The following is a 20,729-nucleotide window of genomic DNA, read 5'->3' on the forward strand; positions in this document are numbered from 1 at the left end:
GCATGGTGGACCGTAAACCGCCGAGGCCGCGACGGATCTCCGAAGGCTCTGCCGAGCACGAGGTGTATCTGCCGACGGGCGCGCTCTCCCCGAACCGGCAAACCCGTGACCCGCTTCCCGACACGTTGCTCAAACGCGTGAAGCAGTTCTCGGGTCGGCTTTCCACCGAGGCGGTGGGGTCGATGCAGGATCGGTTGCCGTTCTTCGCCGATCTGGATGCCGCGCAGCGCGCGGGCGTGCAGATGCTGGTGCAGACCGCGGTGGTGAACTTCCTGGAATGGTTGCAGGATCCCGACAGCGACATCAGGTTCAGTCTGGATGCCTTCCAGGTGATTCCACAGGATCTGGCGCGGCGACTCACGCTGCGCCAGACCGTGGACATGGTCCGGGTGGCAATGGAGTTCTTCGAACAGTGGCTGCCCGCGCTCGCCCGCAACGACCGGCAGCTGGTCGCGCTCACCGAGGCGGTGTTGCGGTACGGTCGTGAGCTCGGATTCGCCGCCGCCTCGGTGTACGCGAGCGCCGCGGAATCCCGTGGCGCCTGGGATACCCGCCTCGAGGCCCTGGTCGTGGACGCGGTGGTCCGCGGCGATACCGGCCCGGACATGTTGTCGCGGGCCGCGACCTTGAACTGGGACGCGACCGCGCCTGCGACGGTGCTTGTCGGTACGCCGCCGGGGGACCAGGGTGTCTCGATGCTCGGGTCGGTACACACCATCGCCGCTCGCCACAGCCGGGCGGCGCTGGCGGTGGTGCAGGGATCGCGGCTGGTGATGGTGGTCAGCGGTCAGTTGGGGGACACCTCATATGTGTCACCGTTCCTCGCGGACCTGCTGGCCGAGGTGTTCTCCGATGGCCCAGTGGTGATCGGACCGACCACCCGAACCCTTGGCGCGGCGCATGCCAGCGCGCTGGAAGCGCTTGCCGGAATGGAGGCCGTGGTGGGCTGGCGCGGGGCACCGCGACCCGTACACGCGGCCGAATTGCTGCCCGAACGAGCGCTGCTCGGCGACCGAGCTGCGGTGGACGCGCTGAACGAGTATCTTGTCCTTCCGTTGGCTGCGGCGGGTTCGTCGCTGGCGGACACGCTCGAGGCCTATCTGGATTGTGGTGGCGCTGTCGAGACGTGCGCCCGTCAGCTGTACGTACATCCAAATACCGTTCGCTACCGTCTTAAACGAATAGCCGAAATCACCGGGCGCGATCCGATGAACCCACGGGATGCCTATGTGCTCCGGATCGCGGCAACGGTAGGTCGTTTGACACGAACTCGTAACGAATCATCACCTTCTGCCTCAGAGGCCACTCGCCTTTCCTCGGGTCACGAGGGCCTGTAACAGAACATGCGATTCGGTCGATCCGGACATCTCACGTGGCCTTTTGTGGGACCCCCACAAAAGCAGTCGACAAGCTTCATTCGCGTCGACATCTCGTGCGGGCCACCTCACAGTGTTTTCTTAGAGGTGTGATCGCGTTGTTCGCCCCTGGACAGGGGTCCCAGACACCCGGCATGCTCGTGCCTTGGCTCGACCTCCCCGGCGCGATAGATCGCCTCGCCATCTGGTCCAAGGCCTCCGGCCTTGATCTGGTTCGTCTCGGTACCACCGCGACGGCCGAGGAGATCACCGACACCGCCGTTACCCAACCGCTCGTTGTCGCCGCTGCGCTGCTCGCGTTCGCGGAAATCGAGCCGAATTCACTGCCGGCCGATACCATCGTCGCCGGACACTCGGTCGGTGAACTTGCCGCAGCCGCTGTCGCTGGAGTCATAACCGACGACGACGCGGTCGCCCTGGCTGCCATCCGCGGTGCGGAGATGGCCAAGGCGTGCGCGCTGGACCCGACCGGAATGTCCGCGGTACTCGGTGGCGATGAGGCCACCGTGCTCACTCGACTCGCGGAGCTCGACCTCGTTCCGGCCAACCGGAACGCGACGGGCCAGATCGTCGCCGCGGGCCGGCTCGACGCGCTGGCGGAACTCGCCGCGAACCCACCCGAAAAGGCTCGGGTACGTGCCCTGTCCGTCGCGGGGGCTTTCCACACCACGTTCATGGGTCCGGCCCAGGATGCGGTGACGGAAGCTGTGAGCAAGATCTCGCCGAACAACCCGACTCGGACGCTGCTGTCGAACTTCGACGGCAAGCCGGTCGTCTCGGGCGCCGACGCGATCGTTAAGCTCGCCGCGCAGGTCACCCGGCCCGTCCGATGGGACCTGTGCACCGAAACCGCCAGGCAAGCCGGGGTTTCGGCGGTGGTGGAGTTACCGCCGGCGGGCACACTCGTCGGCATCGCAAAACGGGAACTGAAGGGCACGCCGACGCTGGCCCTGAAGACTCCCGAAGACCTCCCCGCATTGGCCGGGCTGACCAGTTCCGGCTAGCTTTCCCTGCGGTCGTGTAACCAAACGCACGACCGCGACCGAGTGGGTGCGTAACTATCGTCCCGCTCGATCCGAAAACAGTAGAGCCCTACAAAGTAACAAGAAGGGAGCCACGACGTGGCCGCTCTGACCCAGGAACAAATCGTCGAGGAACTCGGCAAGATCATCGAAGAGGTTACGGGTATCGAACCCTCCGAGGTGACGCTCGAGAAGTCCTTCGTCGATGACCTGGACATCGACTCGCTGTCCATGGTCGAAATCGCAGTGCAGACCGAGGACAAGTACGGCGTGAAGATCCCGGATGAGGATCTGGCCAGCCTGAAGACTGTCGGCGACGCAGTCGGCTACATCCAGAAGCTCGAGGCGGAGAATTCGGATGCCGCCGCGGAGCTCAAGGCCAAGTTCGACAACGCCGAGTAGGGCTGACACTGTGACCACTCCTTCCACCTTGAACGGGAACTTCCCCAACGTCGTCGTCACGAGCATGGCGGCGACCACGTCGATCGCTGGTGACGTCGATGCGACGTGGAAGGGACTCCTCAACGGCGAGAGCGGTATCGACGTTCTCGAGGATTCCTTCATCGAGGAGTACGACCTTCCGGTCCGCATCGGCGGTCACCTGAAGGTTCGGCCCGAGACCCTGCTGACCCGAGTCGAGTGCCGGCGCATGGCGTACGTCGAGCAGCTCGCGACCGTGCTCGGTCGTGAGGTCTGGCGTAACGCGGGCAGCCCGGAAGTCGACCCGGAACGGCTGGGTGTGGCAATCGGCACCGGACTCGGTGGCGGTGACGCCCTCATCGACTCGGTCGACAAGCTGAAGAACGGTGGCTATCGCAAGATTTCGCCGCTGGCTGTTCAGATGGTCATGCCGAACGGCCCCTCGGCCGTTGTTGGTCTCGAATTGAAGGCCAGGGCAGGAGTGGTCACTCCGGTCTCGGCGTGCTCGTCCGGCTCCGAGGCCATCGCTAATGCGTGGCGAATGATCGTCATGGGTGACGCGGACATCGTCGTCACCGGTGGCGTCGAAGGCTTTATCGACGCGGTGCCGATTGCGGCGTTCACCATGATGCGTGCGATGAGCACTCGTAACGACGACCCGAAGGGTGCCTCGCGTCCGTTCGACAAGGATCGTGACGGGTTCGTTTTCGGTGAGGCCGGTGCGCTCATGGTCATCGAGACCGAGGAGCACGCCAAGGCACGCGGGGCCACGATCCACGCCCGCGTGCTCGGCGCCGGTATCACCTCCGATGGCTTCCATCTCGTAGCTCCTGCTCCCGATGGCAATGGCGCCGCGCGCGCGATGACAAGGGCGATGCAGACCGCTGGTCTGACCAAGAACGACATCACCCACGTCAACGCGCACGCGACCGCCACCCCGATCGGCGACACCGCCGAGGCGCGGGCGATCAACCTGGCCGTGGGTAACCACGCGTCGGTATACGCGCCGAAATCAGCACTGGGTCACTCGATCGGCGCCGTCGGTGCCCTCGAGTCGGTGCTCACCGTGCTCAGCATCCGGGACGGCATCGTTCCGCCGACGCTGAACCTGGAAAACCTCGATCCGGAGATCGATCTGGACGTGGTGCACGGCGAGGCTCGCCGCCAGGAGATCGAGTACGCGATCAACAACTCTTTCGGTTTCGGTGGGCACAATGTGGCGCTCGCCTTCGGTCGGGCATAGCCGCACCGATCGACTGCACAACGATCCCGGTGGGGTCGGCCAATTGAATTGGCTCGACCCCACCGTGGTTCGACATACGCAGCCGCGGCAGCGGCGCACTTCATAGAGGTGAGGAGACAAACGCGATGACAATCATGGCCCCCGCGTTTCAGCCCGAAACAGCAACCGACCCGCGTGACCCGCTTGGTCGGCTGCAACGCTTCTTCGATCCCGGTACAGTCCTACCGCTACATCCGCGTGACAAGTCCGGTGTGCTCGCCGCCATCGGTGAGGTCGACGGAGTACGCACCGTCGCCTACTGCTCCGACGCCACCGTCATGGGCGGCGCGATGGGCGTGGAAGGCTGCAAGCACATCGTCGACGCGATCGACACCGCTATCGACTCCGGCATTCCGGTTGTCGGCATCTGGCATTCCGGCGGCGCCCGGCTCGCCGAAGGGGTCGAGGCACTGCACGCCGTCGGCCTGGTCTTCGAGGCCATGGTCCGGGCATCAGGCCTGGTCCCGCAGCTTTCGGTCGTTCTCGGCTTCGCGGCCGGTGGCGCTGCCTACGGCCCCGCGCTGACCGACATCGTCATCATGGCGCCCGAGGGCCGGGTCTTCGTGACCGGTCCGGACGTGGTGCGCAGCGTGACCGGCGAGCAGGTCGACATGGCGACCCTCGGTGGCCCGGAGACGCACGGCAAGAAGTCCGGTGTGACCCATATCGTCGCCACTGACGAGGCCGATGCGCTGCATCGGGGTCGTCGGCTGGTGTCGATGTTCGCCGAACAGGGCGAGTTCGATCTGGTTGCCGCCGAACACGGTGACGTCGACCTGAAGGCGATGATGCCGGCGTCGGCCAAACGTGCCTACGACGTCAAGCCGATCATCCACGAGCTGCTCGACAACGTCGACGGTGAGTCCTCGTTCGAGGAGCTGCAGGGTGGTTACGCACGCAGCATCGTCACCGGGCTCGGTCGGCTCGGCGGTCGTACGATAGGCGTGCTCGCGAACAACCCGATCCGGCTCGGCGGGTGCCTGAACTCCGAAAGCGCCGAGAAGGCAGCACGTTTCGTGCGGCTGTGCGACGCCTTCGGTATCCCGCTGATCGTGGTCACCGATGTTCCCGGCTACCTGCCCGGCGTCAGCATGGAGTGGGAAGGCGTGGTGCGCCGTGGCGCGAAGCTGCTGCACGCGTTCGCCGAAGCACGGGTACCACGTGTCACGCTGGTGACCAGGAAGATCTATGGCGGCGCCTACATCGCCATGAACGCCCGTTCGCTTGGCGCGACCGCGGTGTACGCGTGGCCCGGCTCCGAGGTCGCCGTTATGGGCGCCAAGGCCGCCGTCGGCATTCTGCATAAGAAGGCACTGGCCGCGGCGCCGGACGACGAGCGTGAGGCGCTGCACGAACGTCTCACCGCAGAGCATGAGCAGATCGCCGGTGGTGTGGAGCGTGCTATCGCGATCGGTGTCGTCGACGAGGTCATCGACCCGGCGAAGACCCGTAGCACCGTCGCCGCCGCGTTGGCCTCGGCGCCGGCGCGCAAGAGTCACCACAAGAACATTCCGCTGTAAGGGCGGGAAAGAGTTGGGCTCCGGGATATCCCGGAGCCCATTCTTTTTGCCCTGATCCGATGACCGGCTATTCGCCTCGACAAGACCGCCGCGCGATGACGGCTGCGTAGCATCGAGAGGTGCGCTATGAGGAACTGGCCGATGTGCCGTGCTCGATCACGCGTCCGCTCGTAATATTCGGCGACCGCTGGACACTGCTGATCCTGAAGTATTCGTTCTCGGGGATCCGCCGATTCAACGCATTCCAGAGCACGCTCGGCATCTCGCGCAGTCGGCTACAGGATCGGCTCGATCGATTGATCGAACACGGGATTCTGGTGAAACAGAAGGCGGCGGGGGGTGCTCACGAGGAATATCGGCTCACCCCGAAGGGACATGACATCTATCCGATTCTCCTGGCGATTCGGGACTGGGGCGATATCTATATGGCGCCGGAGGGGCCGCCGGTGGAGTATCGGCATCGCGACTGCACCGGCGAGGCGCACGTGAAACTCGAATGCGATGTGTGTGGGACCGAGCTCACCGCACGTGAGGTGATGCCATTGCCCGGGCCCGGCCTGGCCGTTTCGGAGGCGGCGGCCGGGGCGCGGAGTTCGGTTCGGTAGGGCGCAGGGTGCGTCAGTCGGCCCAGATGGCGACTTGATCGAGAGTTTCGCGAGCCGTGCGAAACGAGTTGATCGGGTGATCGGTATCGGGATAGCCGAAGGAGATGCCCGCGACGACCCGGCGGTGATCCGGAATGCCGAAGTATTCGCGCAGGAATGGCGCATATGACGCGAGGGCGGCTTGCGGAGCGGCTCCCAGGCCGAGACTGTGCGCGCCGAGCAGGAAGTTGCCGAGGTAGAGCCCGCAGTCGACGGCCCCGTAGACGCCGAGGTCGGCCTCGCTGGTGACGATCGCGACGTGCGGTGCGTCGAAGAGTTCGAAGTTGCGAATCGCCTGCCGCATGGTCTTCTCGTCGTCGCCCTTGCTGATCCCGACGCTTGCGTACAGCTGCTTGCCACATTCGCGCCTGCGGTCGCGGTAGACGCCGGTGTATTGCTTCGGAAACGCGAAATCTGGTTCGGGTGTGGACTTTTGGACGTGATCGAGCAGCTCCTTGCGGAACCGGTCGGTGCCCGCGCCCTCGGTCACCACGACCTGCCACGGCTGGGTGTTGCACCACGATGGCGTTCGCTGCGCCAGTCGCAGTAGTGACTCGATGGTCTCCCGCGCCACCGGCTGCGGCTGGAACTGCCTGCAGGTCCACCGGTCGTCGAGTATCTGGGACAACACCGCGAACTGCTCGGGGTCAGTGGTGCTCGGCGCCATGGCGTTCCTCCGTAAGTCTCATTTTGAGACTGAACGCTAGCATTGAAGGTCTCCGGTCGGTTGGCGCGAGTCGCTCGCGCCACGCGGTTCAATGCCGATAGACGGGGCACAATCCCTGGCATGGGATCCGAGATCGCCGCCGCGCGGGATCGAAAGCGGCACGGCAGGCACTACACGCCGCCCGCCCTGGCGCGATTTCTAGCCCGGCGACTACTCGAGCATGTACCGCGAAACGGGTCCGCCGGTGTGCTGCGAGTGCTGGATCCCGCCTGCGGGGATGGCGAGTTACTGCTGGCGCTGCATCGGGAGGCGGCGGCCGCGTTGCCGGGGACGCGGCTGGAGTTGGTCGGATACGACCTGGACGACGACGCGCTGCGGGTGGTGCGGCAGCGAGCGGGTGCGGAAGGCGTGGCCATCGATGGTCATGTCGGCGACTTTCTGACCGTGTCCGAGGCCATCGCGGACGGATGCTTCGATGTCGTCATTACGAACCCGCCGTATGTCCGGACCCAGCAGTTGGGTGGGGAGACCGCGCGGCTGCTGAGTAAGCGATTCGGACTGAGCGGGCGGATCGATCTCACCCATCCGTTCGTCGCGATCACCGCTCGACTGCTGTGTCCAGGCGGGGCACTCGGATTGTTGTGCGCCAACCGGTTTCTCACCACAAAGGCGGGCGCTAACGTTCGCGGACTGTTGCTTTCCGAGCTGGCTCCGGTCGAACTGTACGACCTCGGCGACACCAGACTGTTCGACGCGGCCGTGCTGCCCGCTGTCACCATCGCGACGCGCTCGCTCCGAGACGCCCCTTGCCGCTATGTGTCGGCCTACGAGGCGGACGATGACGAAACCGCCGATGATGCTGACCTTTTCGAAGCACTGGTCGGAATAGCCGACCGTCTGATTACCCACAACGGGCGGAATTTCGCCGTGCGGGTCGGCAGCTTGGCAACCGGCGATGCGGCGCCCGCGTGCGTATCGGGGGCCGCGACGGTACCGTCGGCCGATGTCGGAGTGGGCGAGAGTTCCAGTGGCAGTGACCAGTTCGATATCGGCGATGGAGCCGGTGTCGACGGGATGGCTGCGGGACGAGCGTGGCGGATGTCGCGGCCGGGGGTGGATGACTGGCTGGCGCGCGTAGCGGCGAGGACATGGAAGACGTTCGGGGAGGTGGCGCCGATCCGGGTGGGGATCAAGACGACCGCGGACCGGGTGTTCATTTCGGATCGGTGGGAGCAGGCGGACCCGCGTCCGGAGCCGGAGTTGTTGTTCGACTTGATTACTCATCACGATCTCGGGCCTTGGCGGATTCGTCGTGATCGCGACACCCGCGTGCTGTACCCCTACGACATCACCGAACTGCGGCGGGTACCCGTCGACTTGGCCGAATTCCCCGGTGCCGCAGCATATTTGCGGACCCATGAGGAGATCCTGTCCGGTCGGAAATATGTGACAGCGAGTGGGCGTGCGTGGTTCGAGATATGGGTGCCACAGCGACCGCATCTGTGGCAGGTGCCGAAACTGGTATTTCCTGATATCAGCGTGCGGCCACGGTTCGCGCTGGACCGGTCCGGGGCGGTAGTGAATGGCGACTGCTATTGGATGTCGTTGTCGGACATCGGTATTCGCGGTGATGCCGATATGTTGGCGTATCTGCTGATGGGTGTCGCGAATTCGGCGCTCGGCCTGCGCTTCTACGATGCGGTCTGCGGGAATCGGCTGTATTCGGGTCGGCGGCGGTGGATTACCCAATATGTGTCGCGCCTGCCGTTACCGGATCCGACCCGGTGCTCCGGAATTGTCGAATTGGTCACCGAATTCGTCGAGGGCGGGCGCGTGCCCGACGCCGAGGCGGCACGAATGCTCGACGATCGAGTCGCCGTCGCGTTCGGTGTCGGGTCAGCCTGCGACGCCGATCATCGGCAGCAGGATGCGGCGGGCGAAATCGCGTCCGGCTTCGAGGTCATCGAGTGGGATGAGTCCGTCCGGGGTCAGCGCCAGCGACAGGGCCAGCCGGGCCATGATCTCGGCGACCAGGTCGGCGTCGAAGTCCTCGGTAGCGTCGGTCGGCCGTAACTCTCGCAGCTTAGTGGCCAGGTAAATGCGCCCGACCGCGATGATCGGCCCCGCATCGGTGGTCAGGCGCGGCAGGATGAGATCGGGCTCGGTGCGCAAAAGCCTGCGCAGCAGTTCGTTACCCGCGATGGCGCTGATGAATGCGACGAAGATCTCGACCAGTTGGTCGTCACTGTCAGCGACGGTCCGCACGCGTTCGTCGATCTCGGCGACAAAACGCTGCGCCTCGCGCAGGCTGACCGCCTCGACCAGATCGTTCTTCGATTCGAACCGGCGATACAGGGTTGCCGGGCTGATGCCCGCGCGCCGCGCGATCTCGCCCATGCTGGTGCGCTTGATGCCGAAGTCCAGGAACGCCGACAGCGCGCTCTCCAGCAGCTGCTCGCCGTCCTTGACGGGATTGTCGAGGATGCGCTCGAGCATGGACGGGACGGTGGGCATCAGGTCTCCAGTCGATTCGGCGCGGGGCGCTGATGACGCGCGCTACCGCGACGGTATGGGCGATGGACGACCAGTATCTCACCGGGTTGCGCTGCGGTGACCGGCGAGTTGCTTGCGAACTACTGTCGCGGAAGATCCAGCTCCGCCATCTCTTGTTCGATGGCATTGGCCGCGAAATCGACCCCATTGGAACGCAATTCGTGGACTCGGCGCTGCAGCGCCTCGATACCGCCTGGCTGGGCCGCGATATCGGCCACGCTGATCCGCCGCTGCAGCCGGTGCATACTCGGTTGTCCGTACGCCACCGTGAAACCTCCTACCCGCACGCGCCGGTCCGCCATTGCTGACGGGCGCCCTGCCGTGCTACGAGCCGCACGGCGGCGGTGTCGACAGGGGACCCCTCGACACCGGACACGCTGGCAAAATGTTATCAGCGATTCCTGTTGGACACTTGACTAGTGTGCGCTGACTCACAGTATCCGCGCGTCGCGGTGGTTGGCCATGTTGTGTAGGTACACAGCGCCGTTGAGTCGAATGCCTTCGCGCTCGGACTCGCCGAGTTCGCGCCGCACCTTGCCCGGCACTCCCGCGACCAAGGAACCCGGCGGAATCTGCGCGCCCTCGGGGATAAGCGCATTGGCCGCGATGAGGCTGCCCGCTCCGATCACCGCGCCGTTGAGCACCGTCGCTCCCATACCGACCAGCACATCGTCGCCGACCGTGCACCCGTGCAGGATCGCATTGTGTCCCACCGAAACTCCCGTGCCGACCGTCAGCCGGAATCCGGGATCGGCATGCAGCACGCACCCGTCCTGGATGTTCGTCCTGGCGCCGACCTCGATCGACTCGAGGTCACCCCGCAACACCGCGCCGTACCAAATGCTCACCTCGGCGGCGAGTCGCACCCGCCCGATCACGGTCGCGTTGGGCGCGATCCACGCACTGTCGTCGACTTCCGGCGCGAACTCACCGACCTGAATCCTCATGCGAAAAACGTAGCGAGGCCGCAACCGGGGGAACCCGGCGGGTCGTGCTGGTCGACCGGCACGGCGTCTCACCCCGCGTCGACGTGCCGGTCCGCGCTGGCATCGTGGGTCGGGCGGGTCCGCTGAATACTCGCGTCAGCGGTTTGGAACTGCGCGCGGTGTGCGGCGGGACAGGTGCCGAGAATGCGATGGAAGTGGTGTCGGAGGCTGACGGCGGTGCCGAAGCCGGTGTCGGTGGCGATGCGGTCCACAGTGTCGGGTGCTCGATTCGAGCAGTAGGCGGGCGCAGTCGGTGCGCTGATGCATCTCATTCGTGACGCCGCACCGTGGTCGCGGGTGTCGGATCCGTTGTGACCAGGGTGTTCGTAAAGGTTGGTCGAGGTCGAGCGCGCGGCGTTCGTGGCATCGGCGGAGTATCTGGTCCACGATGGCGATATGAGGATCGGAATTCCACGGGAGGTCAAGGAGCAGGAGTTTCGGGTCGCGCTGACGCCGGCGGGGGCCGGGGAGTTGGTGCGTCACGGGCACCAGGTGCTCGTCGAGGCGGGTGCGGGGGTGGGGTCGGGATTCGTGGATTCCGCCTACGGCGCGGCGGGAGCGCGACTGCTGTCCACCGCCGACGAGGTTTGGGGGGCCGAGCTGATTTTGAAGGTCAAGGAGCCGATCGCGCAGGAATATCCGCGAATGCGGCGCGAGCAGGTCCTGTTCACCTTTTTGCACCTGGCCGCGTCACGGGCCTGCACCGACGCGATTCTGCGGTCCGGAATTACCGCGATCGCCTACGAGACGGTGCGCGCGGCCGACGGTTCGCTGCCGCTGCTCGCGCCGATGAGTGAGGTCGCGGGCAAGCTCGGCACCCAGGTCGGGGCGTATCACCTGATGGCGCCGCTCGGCGGTGCCGGTGTGCTGCTCGGTGGTGTGCCCGGTGTCCGTCCGGCGGATGTGGTGGTGCTCGGCGGCGGTGTCGCCGGGACGAACGCTGCTGTGGTCGCGGCCGGCATGGGGGCGAAAGTTGCTGTGCTGGATACGAATCTGGTTCGGTTGCGTGAGCTGGATGCCCGATTCCAAGGGCGGGTCACCACACTCGCCTCGAATGCCGTCACGATCGAGCAGGTGGTACCGGCCGCGGATCTCGTTATCGGTTCGGTGCTGGTGCCCGGCGCGCGGGCGCCGAGACTCGTCTCGGAGGAGCTGGTGGCCGCAATGCGCCCCGGATCGGTGCTGGTGGACATCGCGATAGATCAAGGCGGTTGCTTGGCCGGCTCTCATCCGACAACCCACGCGAATCCCACCTTTCGTGTGGCCGATTCGCTGTTCTACTGCGTGGCCAATATGCCGGGCGCGGTACCGCACACCTCGACCGTGGCCCTCACCAACGCGACGCTGCCATACGTGCGCGCCATCGCCGACCACGGCTGGCGCGCGGCCTGCGCGGCACACCCGGATCTCGCGTCGGGGCTCACCGCGGACGCGGGCCGCTTGATGTCGGTGGAAGTTGCTGCCGCACATGGGTATACGGCATTGGATCCGGTGGGCCCGCGAGACTGATTCGGCACGATCGTCCGACTGTTCTGCCCGATCCGATGTTTCGCGGCGGGGCGATGGTCGCACTGGGAGTTGTTGCGGCGCAGGGATATACGGATTCACGGGCGACGGGTCGATGCGCGGAAACGGGCGGCCTCCTCGAGGAGGCCGCCCGTTCGTGGATGCGTTATTCCGTTGCGGGGTTGGGGTTGGGGGTTGGGGTCGGCGCCGAGGTACCAGTCGGGCGTGCCGCCGGTCGGAAGGTCGCGGAGTTTGTCGGGGTTGCGGACGATATCGATGGCGACGATGCGGCCCGCGTCGACGGTGAAGGCGACTACGCCGGCGTGGGTGCCATCGAAGACGACGAGACCCGGGCGGCCGTTGACCAGGACCGCGCGGCCCCACGCGCCCGTGCCAGTCGCCCGGTCACCGTGGTCAGCCAAGCCCGGAGGTTGTCGATCTCGCCCGCCTTCCCGGCCTCGTACTGGCGCTGCAGCCGCAGCCACGCCTCCTGCACCACATCGTCGGCGTCGGTCAGGCTACCCAGATTGCTATAGGCAAGCCTGCGCAGATACGGCCGATGCTCCTCGAATTGCCGGGCCAATTCAGCCTGGTCGATGGGCGGGGATTCGGAAGGCTGGTCGAATGTCACGGTCCCGCCGTTCGGTCATGGGTCCCTATCGGGGACAAGTTCAGGATGGTCATCAGGGTGACGACGCGAGGACGGTGAGTGTGACATGGTCGCGGCGCGACAGTGTTGTACGGGGTCGCGGCGCGACAGTGTTGTACGGGGTCGCGGCGCGACAGTGTTGTACGGGGTCGCGGCGCGACAGTGTTGTACGGGGTCGCGGCGCGACAGTGTCGTGCGGGAGTGCCGAGTGCGGTCGCTCCTGGTCTCGGTCGAACGCCGATCGGCCCGCCATCCGCCTCGCTCCCGCTGCGGCCCGTGCCCTGACAGCGCCGATTCGATCCGCCGATCCTTCGCCGGAAGCCGGAGTCTGGCGTCGATCGCTGTTATGTATGTACGTCGTTTCCGGTGTTGTTGTCGGAGGGGCGCGCGAAGGTGTGGCCGGGACCGGTTACTCTCGCACGGTGTCTACCGGGACTTCGACCGCTGCCGGCCTGCTGCTCGGATTCGGGCTCGACCGCTTGTTAGGTGACCCGCGGCGGTGGCATCCGGTGGCTGGATTCGGGTATGCGGCAAGCGCACTCGAATCCGTTACGTACTCGGATCGGCGGTCGGCGGGCGTGCTGCACGAAGCGCTGGGTGTGGGCGCGGTGATCGCGGTCGGGTTCGGTGTGCGGCGTGGTGGGGTTGTGGCGACGGCGTTGGCCACCTGGGCGGTGCTGGGTGGACGCAGCTTGGCGCGCACCGGTCGAGAGATGGCCGATCGGCTGGAATCCGGTGATCTGGCCGCCGCGCGGGCATTGCTGCCGTCGCTGTGTGGGCGCGACCCCGAGGTGCTCGACGCGGACGGATTGGCCTGCGCCGCATTGGAATCCATCGCCGAGAACACCTCCGACGCGACGGTGGCGCCGCTGCTGTGGGGCGCGGCAACCGGTGTGCCCGGCCTGCTGGGCTACCGCGCGATCAACACCCTCGACGCGATGATCGGCTACCGCAATGACCGCTACGAGCGATTCGGCTGGGCCGCGGCCCGCATCGACGATCTGGCGAACCTGGTGCCCGCCCGCGTAACCGGTCTGCTCACCGCGGCCGCGGCCCCGCTCGTCGGTGGACGTCCCGTTACCGCGCTGCGCGCCTGGCATCGGGACGCGGCGAAACACCCCAGCCCCAACGCGGGTGTAGTCGAGGCATCGATGGCTGGGGCACTCGGTGTCCGGCTGGGTGGCAAAACCCAATACCGGTACGGCATCGAGCTGCGGCCCACCCTCGGCGATGGTCCGTCCCCCACCGTCCCCGACCTCCGCCGCGCTATCCGCATATCAGAGGCAGTACAGGTGGCCGCCGCCCTGACGGCCGCCACCTGGGCGATCCTGCGTCCCCGCCGCGGGTCATCGCCGAGTGGCACATGATTGCGGCGAACGTCGAGTAGCCGACTCTGCATGTGCCACTCGCCAGGCGACCAGTGCGTGGGACGGTGGGGGACCTGGATGGTCGCGCGGAGGTGTGATCCCGACATCCGGCCGTGGGTCGCACGGTGCCGGGTGAACAGGTCAGGATCGAATGCGCTCGCAGCTGTCCAATCGTGGCGAGGTCAGCGGTTGCTGCCGTAGCGGTCGGCCAGACGTTGTTCTTTGGTAGCGGCTGGGGTTGGGGCGACTTCAGGGGCCGGGGTGGGGATGGCGGGCTTTTCCTTGCGGCGTTCGCGGATTTCGGCGAAGACGAAGTAGCCGAGGCCGAGGGGAGCCATGATGCCGAAGGCCAGCCATTGCAGGCCGTAGGAGAGGTACGGCCCCGCGTCGAGTTGGGGCAGTGGGGTAGGGGTGAACGCGCCGGGCTGCTTCTCGTCGAGCTGCAGGTAGCCGCCGCGTTCGCCGGTGGGGATCGCGGTCAGCGGCTGTTGCAGGACGATTGCTTCCTGATCGGTATCGATCGTGTAGACCTGCCGGTAGCCGTCTTGGACGCTCGGGTCTTTGCCGGGGGTGACCCCCTCGGACATGCGCACCCTGGCCTCGATATGTTGCGATCCGGCGGGCGGCTCGGGGATCTGCGGCGGGCGGGTCCCGTCGACAGCGGCGACGAGACCGCGATCGACGAGTAGGACGCGGCCGTCGTCGAGCCGGAAGGTGGACAGCACGGCGTAGCCGGGAGCACCGTCGAGATGGCGGAGCCGGACCAGCACCGTCGAATCCGGCAGGTAGCTGCCCGTAGCGGTGACACGGCTCCATTCGACGGGCGAATCGTTGCCGGTGTCATCGAGGACAGCGGTGATGTCGATCGGTGCAGCGTCAACCGAATCGGCGATCAGCTGGTTGCGGTGCGCGGTCGAGGTGTTCTTGCCGAGCTGCCACGGCGCGAGGACGGTGAAGCACAGGTAGGCGAACCCGGCGACCACCACAGCCAGGATCAGCCAGCTCGGTCGCAGTAAGAAGGTCAGTCTGCGCATCACGGGCGTCCCTCCGCGACCGGTGCCGCGTTATGCCGGTGGGCCGACGTCAGGTGGTCGCCAGCAGCGTGGTTGGCGGCCGTGTGACGGTGGTCGGCGTCGGTCGGGGTGTCGAGCCGAGGTGGTGCTGGGGAAGCTGCGGACGCGCGGGCCGCCAACGCGGTGTCGACCCAGTCCAACAGGCCCGCGATCGCTGCCTCGATCTGGTCGTGGACGAGCTCGAAGTCGGCGGTGTCGCCGTAATACGGATCGGGGACGTCGGGGCCATCGGCGGTGGGATCGAAGCTGCGAAGGAGTCGGCGGCGTTCCGAGGGGACGCCCATGCGGGCCAATTCGCGTTCGTGACCGGTATCGAGGGCGATCAGCAAATCGGCGTTGTGATGCTCGTCGCCGACTGCGGCGGCAACATGTCCGACAGGGTATCCGTGCCGGCGCAATGTGGCGGTGGTGCGCGGATCGGCATCCGCGCCGGTGTGCCAGGACATGGTGCCCGCACTGCTCACCCGCACCCGGTCGGTCAGCCCGGCCCGGCGCAGATGCTCCGCGAATATTTTCTCCGCCATCGGCGACCGGCAGATATTGCCGGTACAGACGAATGACACGTGCAGCTCAGCCACGACAACCATTCTGGCCGGTGGTCCCGATGACCCGCCACGTAGGGTGAGTTCTCGTGCCCGAGGACAGCGTCGATCATGCGAAACTGCGACATCACGGTGACGTGGACGCGCGCCCGGGCATGGTCGACTTCGCGGTGAACGTGCAGGGCAGCGCACCCCCGGAGTGGCTTCGTCTGCGGCTGGCCGCGCGCCTGGAATCGCTCGGGCGGTACCCGAGTGCCGCCGAGGACCTCGCGGCGCGGACCGCGGTAGCGGCACGCCACGCTCGTTCGCCGGAGGAGGTGCTGTTGCTGGCGGGCGGCGCCGAGGGTTTCGCCATGCTGCCACGGCTCGCGCCCAGGTTGGCCGCGGTTATCCATCCTTCGTTCACCGAGCCGGAACTGGCGTTGCGCGAGGCCGGTGTCCCGATGACTCGAGTGCTGCTGGAACCGCCATACACCCTGACCACCGCCGTCGTGCCGGAGGCCGCGGACCTGGTCGTGCTCGGCAACCCGACCAATCCCACTTCGGTGCTGCACCCCGCCGAAGCGATCCGCGCCCTTCGTCGGCCCGGCCGAATCGTCGTGGTCGACGAGGCATTCGCGGACGCGGTGCCGGGCGAGCCGGAATCGCTGGCCGGGTCCGGCGACGCCGATGTCCTGATACTGCGCAGCCTCACCAAAACGTGGGCGCTCGCGGGTCTGCGCTGTGGCTATGCACTCGGCGCTCCCGAACTACTGGCCCGGTTGAATCACGGCCGCCCCCACTGGCCGCTGGGCAGCCTGCAACTGGAAGCGATCACCGCTACCGCGGCATCGGACGCTGTCGCCGAATCTCATGCGCGGGCGCAAGTCCTTGGCGTCGAACGGGATTCGATGATCGAGCGGCTGCGTTCCCTCGGTGTGCGGGTTCACACACCCGCTGCCGGACCGTTTCTGCTGATCCGCGTTCCCGATGGCGAGCTGCTGCGAAAGCACTTGGCGGACCAGGGGATCGCGGTCCGGCGAGCCGATACCTTCCCCGGCCTCGGGCCGAACCACCTGCGTGTCGCGGTACGCGGCAGCGCCGAGGTCGATCGCCTGATCGCCGGCATCCGCGCGGCGGGTCTGTGATGCCGGTGGGGCGATCGGCTGGGTGCTGGTCGCGGTGAGCGACGCCGGTGAAGTGCGCTCCAGGACGTTGGGCCGGGATGTCGCTGAGGCGGATGTTCACGGTAAGCGCAGGATGGGCGTGGCGTCTGCGGGAAGCTCGGCGGGGGTGGTACACACTCCGCCGGGCTCGGTGGACGAAGACGGTTGTGACATGGGCGAAGTGGAGGACGGTGGATGGTAACGACGCTGGCGGATCTCATCGAGGTGCTCGATATGGCCTATCCGCCGAAGCTGGCCGAGTCGTGGGATTCGGTGGGGCTGGTGTGTGGTGATCCGGCTGTCGGGGTGACGCGCGTGCTATTCGCTGTCGACCCCACCGCTGCCGTTGTCGATGAGGCGATCCACTGGGGGGCACAGGCTTTGGTGGTGCACCATCCGCTGCTGCTGCGTGGGGTGGACACGGTCGCGGCTGATACCCCGAAGGGCGCACTGTTGCATCGACTGATCCGTTCGGGCTGTGCGTTGTTCAGTGCGCACACCAATGCCGATTCCGCCGATCCCGGCGTCTCGGATGCGCTGGCCGCGGCGTTGGGGCTCACCGTCACGGGCCCGTTGAACGCGAAACCGCGTGCCGCCGTGGATAACTGGGTGGTTCAAGTCCCGCGATCGGATACCGAAGCCGTGCTCGAGGCGTTGTTCGCGGTCGGCGCGGGTGGCAGTGACGCATACCGCGATTGCGCGCTGCGGGTGCCGGGCATCGGGCAGTTCCGGCCGGTGCCGGGCGCGAATCCGGCCATTGGCGCGATCGGTGAGCTGCAACGGATGGAGGAAGACCGCATCGAGGTCATCGCGCCGCCCGCCGCGCGAACCGCCGTGCTGGCAGCCCTACTCGCCGCGCATCCTTACGAAGACCCCGCCTATCAGGTCACCGAGCGCGCGCCATTGCCCTCCGGGCTCGGCATCGGCCGGGTCGGGACGCTGCCCGAACCGGAGTCGCTGCGCGCCTTCACCTCTCGGGTCGCGGCCGCTCTGCCGGCGACCACCTGGGGTGTCCGCGCGGCAGGCGATCCGGACCGGATGATCCACACCGTCGCGGTATGCGGCGGTGCCGGTGACTCTTACCTGAGCACCGTGACCCGGCTCGGCGTCGACGCCTACGTCACCTCGGACCTGCGCCACCACCCGGTCGACGAACATCTGCGTGCGGGCGGCCCCGCAGTAGTCGACGCCGCCCACTGGGCCACCGAATTCCCTTGGTGCGCCCAAGCGGAGACGGTGGTGCGATCAGCGCTGCCCAACCTCGAAACAAGAGTGTCCACGCTGCGCACCGATCCGTGGACGGTCAGCGCACCCGCCTGATCGCGGGAGGGGAGGTCCGCCACCATCGCATGCCGCTGTTGTGTCGACCGCCGAGCTGAGCCGGCCGAAGCGATGGTGCGGCGTGTCGACGCGTGTCGCCGGTGCGGGGCGATGTGACGGGCCGTTCGGCTGAGTCAACGGGGCCCCAAGGGGTACAACTACCGCATGAGTTTCCCGGTGGACCTGGGAGTTGTGCAGGTCGGGCTGACGTTGTTGATCTTTGTTGCTGTGGCGCTGATGATTTCGGCATTGGTCATGGTGCGCCGGGTCGGGTTGCGTGCGCTGCTCGGACGGGGCGCCACCGGGTTGGCGCTGTTGGTCGTGGCGGTGGTGTTGCTGTGGGTGGCGACGTTGATTCAGACCTATCTGGGGTTGAGTGGGGAGATCAAGGCAGCCCACGTGGTGGTGAGTTCGGTTGCGGGGCAGGAACATCGGCTCCAAGTCGATCTCACGCTATACGGGGACAAGGACCACGGTGAGACGCACGAGAAGTATGAGGTCGAAGGGGACCTGTGGGTGTTGCAAGCGAATATCGTCGAGCTGGAGCCGTGGGTGAACGCGCTCGGTTTTCACTCCGGGTACAAGGTGACGCGACTGTACGGGCAGCGCCTCGACGGCGTCGCTACCAGCCAGAACCAATTCTTCGTTAATGGTGACGATCGCGACTTCTTCACTGACATGCGAAAAGGCCGTTGGTGGACAGAGCCGTTCGTTCGTTCGGCCTACGGCAACGCGGTGATCGGCACGCCCGGCGAATTCGATGTGTTCGTTTCGCGTGATGCCATCAAAACCCGGCCGTCGGGGTAGTCGAACCAACGCGCTGGGCGATGCTCCGCCGGATGACGAATGAGATCGGTCGAGAATGCGTGCGCCACCTGCTTGCGTGCATGCTCGAATGGCCCGACCGCCGAGTTTCATAGCGGCAGAACGTCACTCGGCAGTCGGTTGGCTCGGCCACGTCACCTGGATGGACGGTCTGTCCCTACCCGGTCACGGCTACTGCTCGGCGAGTTCTCTGAGTTGCGCAAGGGTGGGCAGGTTTTGGGAGGGGACGTCGAATCCGATGATTCCGGACAGGCGATCCGGTGGCATCTGTTGGCATTGGTGGAGTGCGTCGAGGGAGTTGAGTCCTTGCTTATAGGCTCGGCTCAGTCGGAGCTGCCATAGGCCGGCCGCGATTTCGCCGGTGCGACCGGCGTTCTGTCGTGGAATGTAGTCGGCCGCGTCGCCGGTTACCGACGCCCAGAGGTATCCGATTACCGCTTTGTCTTTGGTGACCGGGAAGAAACGAATCGCGGCTGTGGTGTCGGTTCGGTATCTGGGTAGCGGTGCGCTGACCAGCGGACCCCACCCCCGGGAGCGGTCCTCGGGGGTTCCGTCGGGGTACATCCCGTCTTGGACGAGCGGATCGGGTGGCGGTGGACCGCCTGGGTTTACGAATTCGTAGAGGGCGGCGAGTGTCGCGGCGTGGAATTCGGCGGAACCCGGGGGAATGTGGCCACCTTCGGGATGCTCGGGTGCGCCGATCCATTGGCGGACGGCCTGTTGCGCGGGCATACCGTGTTCGCGCGCCGCGGCTAATCGCCCGGCCCATACGTCGGCGCTCCACAGTGAGGGGTCGGCGAATGGGTCGGCCAACTGTTGGGGTGTCTGAGGAGGGAGCTTGCGGAGGAAACTTGCGGAGTTGTGGGTTATCGATGCCCAGAGGTAGCCGACGAGTTCCCCGCGTAGCGTCACCGGCAGGTAGAACACCGGTTGTCGGGTCCAGGCATCGTAGGTTCGCCTCGGTGCTGCCGGTGCTGCCGGTGCTGCCGGTGCTGCCGGTGCTGCCGGTGCTGCCGGTGCTGCCGGTGCTGCCGGTGGGACGCCGGTTGACGGCACGGGTGGCGGGTAGTGGCCGTGCTGGGCGTCGGACCGGGGAGGTTGGGGTGTCCGAACTGTTGCCCTGTCAGTTCGGTGCTGCGGATTGTTCGTGCTGGGATTGCCGACTTCGTACAGGTAGATGCGGGCATTCGCGGTTCCATCCCGCCGCGCCGCGACCATGGCATTTCGCACTATGAACGACGTGCCGCTTTCGAACGTAACCTCATGCTCGAATGGAAAGTTCGAATACTGAGAGATATCCCTACCGGTCCGTGAATAGATGACGAACTCGACATTGGATACGAATATTCGACGAGAATCCGTGGTGGTGCTGGTAAATGCGCGCTCGGTGTATATATTTCCTGACTGGAACTGCGCGATCTCGTGAGCGGACATAAAGGCGCCGCGGTATACAGTTCCGTTGTAGAAAGGTAGTGCCTGCAAGGCGTCCGATATGTCGCCGGCCTGTGTCATCGCTTGTGTTCGTCTCCGTCGTTGCCGGGGTTCGATGGCATCGAGTCGTAGTAGGCGCGCAATTCGCCGGGTTGAATATTGTTTGCGGGCGTATTGGGTCCGAAACCCTTGTTGAACTTCGGATTGCCGTCGACGACTCGATTCTCCCTAGGGATCGCGTCTCTGGCCCGGACGTCCTCGGCGACCTTGCGGTCGATGTCGTACAACTCTTCCAGCGAAATCCCCATATTGGCGGCGGTGATCTTGTCGATCTCCCGCTGTTCTGGGGATGGGGATTGGTTCCAGGGCATCTCTGTCATTCAGTGCCTCCAAGGTTGCGG

The 20,729-nt window shown here is 66.1% G+C and carries 21 protein-coding genes and 2 pseudogenes; 12 read left to right on the top strand and 11 right to left on the bottom strand.

Annotated elements, in window-relative coordinates; translation table 11 throughout:
* The first annotated feature begins 2 nt into the window (after positions 1-2).
* From LKE06_RS28910 to LKE06_RS28935, 6 genes are all read left to right on the top strand, one after another.
* Positions 3-1,337 carry a PucR family transcriptional regulator gene (locus tag LKE06_RS28910; protein ID WP_228002495.1) on the top strand — a complete coding sequence of 445 codons (1,335 nt, stop codon included), beginning with the start codon at positions 3-5 and terminating at the stop codon, positions 1,335-1,337.
* Between the two features lie 128 nt (positions 1,338-1,465).
* Positions 1,466-2,380: an ACP S-malonyltransferase gene (locus tag LKE06_RS28915; RefSeq protein WP_228002496.1), complete on the top strand. Its 915-nt coding sequence runs from the start codon at positions 1,466-1,468 to the stop codon at positions 2,378-2,380.
* Between the two features lie 117 nt (positions 2,381-2,497).
* Positions 2,498-2,800, top strand: a complete 303-nt coding sequence (acpM, locus tag LKE06_RS28920) for a meromycolate extension acyl carrier protein AcpM (RefSeq protein ID WP_228002497.1) — start codon at positions 2,498-2,500, stop codon at positions 2,798-2,800.
* Positions 2,801-2,810: 10 nt separating this feature from the next.
* Positions 2,811-4,061 carry a KasA/KasB family beta-ketoacyl-ACP synthase gene (locus LKE06_RS28925; protein WP_228002498.1) on the top strand — a complete coding sequence of 417 codons (1,251 nt, stop codon included), beginning with the start codon at positions 2,811-2,813 and terminating at the stop codon, positions 4,059-4,061.
* A gap of 125 nt (positions 4,062-4,186) precedes the next feature.
* Entirely contained in the window at positions 4,187-5,620 is a 1,434-nt protein-coding gene (locus LKE06_RS28930) for an acyl-CoA carboxylase subunit beta (protein WP_228002499.1), read from the top strand.
* Positions 5,621-5,739: 119 nt separating this feature from the next.
* Positions 5,740-6,225, top strand: coding sequence for a winged helix-turn-helix transcriptional regulator (locus tag LKE06_RS28935; RefSeq protein ID WP_228002500.1), 486 nt, complete (start codon positions 5,740-5,742; stop codon positions 6,223-6,225).
* A 13-nt stretch (positions 6,226-6,238) separates the two neighbouring features.
* Here the strand turns inward: LKE06_RS28935 and LKE06_RS28940 are convergent, their stop codons facing one another.
* Positions 6,239-6,931 (bottom strand): nitroreductase, encoded by a 693-nt coding sequence (locus LKE06_RS28940; RefSeq protein ID WP_228002501.1) that lies wholly within the window; start codon positions 6,929-6,931, stop codon positions 6,239-6,241.
* Positions 6,932-7,051: 120 nt separating this feature from the next.
* Here LKE06_RS28940 and LKE06_RS33005 point away from each other — a divergent pair.
* Positions 7,052-7,669 (top strand): annotated as a pseudogene (locus tag LKE06_RS33005) (Eco57I restriction-modification methylase domain-containing protein); the annotation flags it as partial.
* Positions 7,670-8,827: 1,158 nt separating this feature from the next.
* Here the strand turns inward: LKE06_RS33005 and LKE06_RS28950 are convergent.
* The 4 genes from LKE06_RS28950 to LKE06_RS28965 form a co-directional block, all read right to left on the bottom strand.
* Positions 8,828-9,445 carry a TetR/AcrR family transcriptional regulator gene (locus LKE06_RS28950; RefSeq protein WP_228002502.1) on the bottom strand — a complete coding sequence of 206 codons (618 nt, stop codon included), beginning with the start codon at positions 9,443-9,445 and terminating at the stop codon, positions 8,828-8,830.
* A gap of 119 nt (positions 9,446-9,564) precedes the next feature.
* On the bottom strand, positions 9,565-9,750 hold the full coding sequence (locus LKE06_RS28955; protein WP_228002503.1) for a hypothetical protein: 186 nt from the start codon (positions 9,748-9,750) through the stop codon (positions 9,565-9,567).
* A 165-nt stretch (positions 9,751-9,915) separates the two neighbouring features.
* The gene (locus tag LKE06_RS28960) at positions 9,916-10,431 is read right to left on the bottom strand and encodes a gamma carbonic anhydrase family protein (RefSeq protein WP_228002504.1); all 516 of its coding nucleotides are present in this window, start codon (positions 10,429-10,431) and stop codon (positions 9,916-9,918) included.
* A 68-nt stretch (positions 10,432-10,499) separates the two neighbouring features.
* Positions 10,500-10,742: a hypothetical protein gene (locus LKE06_RS28965; RefSeq protein ID WP_228002505.1), complete on the bottom strand. Its 243-nt coding sequence runs from the start codon at positions 10,740-10,742 to the stop codon at positions 10,500-10,502.
* 124 nt (positions 10,743-10,866) lie between these two features.
* Between LKE06_RS28965 and ald the strand changes: the two genes are divergently transcribed.
* Positions 10,867-11,979: an alanine dehydrogenase gene (gene ald / locus LKE06_RS28970; RefSeq protein ID WP_228002506.1), complete on the top strand. Its 1,113-nt coding sequence runs from the start codon at positions 10,867-10,869 to the stop codon at positions 11,977-11,979.
* A 95-nt stretch (positions 11,980-12,074) separates the two neighbouring features.
* Here ald and LKE06_RS28975 read toward each other — a convergent pair whose 3' ends face one another.
* A complete protein-coding gene (locus LKE06_RS28975; RefSeq protein ID WP_228002507.1) occupies positions 12,075-12,398 on the bottom strand; it encodes a hypothetical protein in 324 nt (107 codons plus the stop codon).
* Positions 12,290-12,607 carry a sigma factor gene (locus LKE06_RS33405; RefSeq protein WP_228002508.1) on the bottom strand — a complete coding sequence of 106 codons (318 nt, stop codon included), beginning with the start codon at positions 12,605-12,607 and terminating at the stop codon, positions 12,290-12,292. The genes LKE06_RS28975 and LKE06_RS33405 overlap by 109 nt, the downstream gene beginning before the upstream one ends.
* A gap of 440 nt (positions 12,608-13,047) precedes the next feature.
* Between LKE06_RS33405 and LKE06_RS28985 the strand changes: the two genes are divergently transcribed.
* Entirely contained in the window at positions 13,048-13,992 is a 945-nt protein-coding gene (locus tag LKE06_RS28985) for a cobalamin biosynthesis protein (protein WP_228002509.1), read from the top strand.
* Positions 13,993-14,174: 182 nt separating this feature from the next.
* Here the strand turns inward: LKE06_RS28985 and LKE06_RS28990 are convergent, their stop codons facing one another.
* The gene (locus LKE06_RS28990; RefSeq protein WP_228002510.1) at positions 14,175-15,026 is read right to left on the bottom strand and encodes an SURF1 family cytochrome oxidase biogenesis protein; all 852 of its coding nucleotides are present in this window, start codon (positions 15,024-15,026) and stop codon (positions 14,175-14,177) included.
* 167 nt (positions 15,027-15,193) lie between these two features.
* A pseudogene (locus LKE06_RS28995) lies at positions 15,194-15,652 on the bottom strand (low molecular weight protein-tyrosine-phosphatase); the annotation flags it as partial.
* Between the two features lie 44 nt (positions 15,653-15,696).
* Here LKE06_RS28995 and cobC point away from each other — a divergent pair.
* The 3 genes from cobC to LKE06_RS29010 all read left to right on the top strand — a co-directional run bounded on the left by cobC (position 15,697) and on the right by LKE06_RS29010 (position 18,879).
* A complete protein-coding gene (gene cobC / locus LKE06_RS29000; RefSeq protein WP_228002511.1) occupies positions 15,697-16,734 on the top strand; it encodes an Rv2231c family histidinol phosphate aminotransferase CobC in 1,038 nt (345 codons plus the stop codon).
* 213 nt (positions 16,735-16,947) lie between these two features.
* Positions 16,948-18,072 carry a Nif3-like dinuclear metal center hexameric protein gene (locus tag LKE06_RS29005; RefSeq protein WP_228002512.1) on the top strand — a complete coding sequence of 375 codons (1,125 nt, stop codon included), beginning with the start codon at positions 16,948-16,950 and terminating at the stop codon, positions 18,070-18,072.
* A 165-nt stretch (positions 18,073-18,237) separates the two neighbouring features.
* On the top strand, positions 18,238-18,879 hold the full coding sequence (locus tag LKE06_RS29010) for a hypothetical protein (protein WP_228002513.1): 642 nt from the start codon (positions 18,238-18,240) through the stop codon (positions 18,877-18,879).
* Between the two features lie 189 nt (positions 18,880-19,068).
* Here LKE06_RS29010 and LKE06_RS29015 read toward each other — a convergent pair whose 3' ends face one another.
* Both LKE06_RS29015 and LKE06_RS29020 read right to left on the bottom strand, forming a co-directional pair.
* Positions 19,069-19,824 carry a hypothetical protein gene (locus tag LKE06_RS29015; RefSeq protein ID WP_228002514.1) on the bottom strand — a complete coding sequence of 252 codons (756 nt, stop codon included), beginning with the start codon at positions 19,822-19,824 and terminating at the stop codon, positions 19,069-19,071.
* Between the two features lie 581 nt (positions 19,825-20,405).
* Positions 20,406-20,708, bottom strand: a complete 303-nt coding sequence (locus LKE06_RS29020; protein WP_228002515.1) for a hypothetical protein — start codon at positions 20,706-20,708, stop codon at positions 20,406-20,408.
* Between the last annotated feature and the right edge of the window lie 21 nt (positions 20,709-20,729).

Origin of the sequence: Nocardia australiensis, assembly GCF_020733705.1 — a bacterium.
GTDB classification, from domain to species: Bacteria; Actinomycetota; Actinomycetes; order Mycobacteriales; family Mycobacteriaceae; genus Nocardia; species Nocardia australiensis.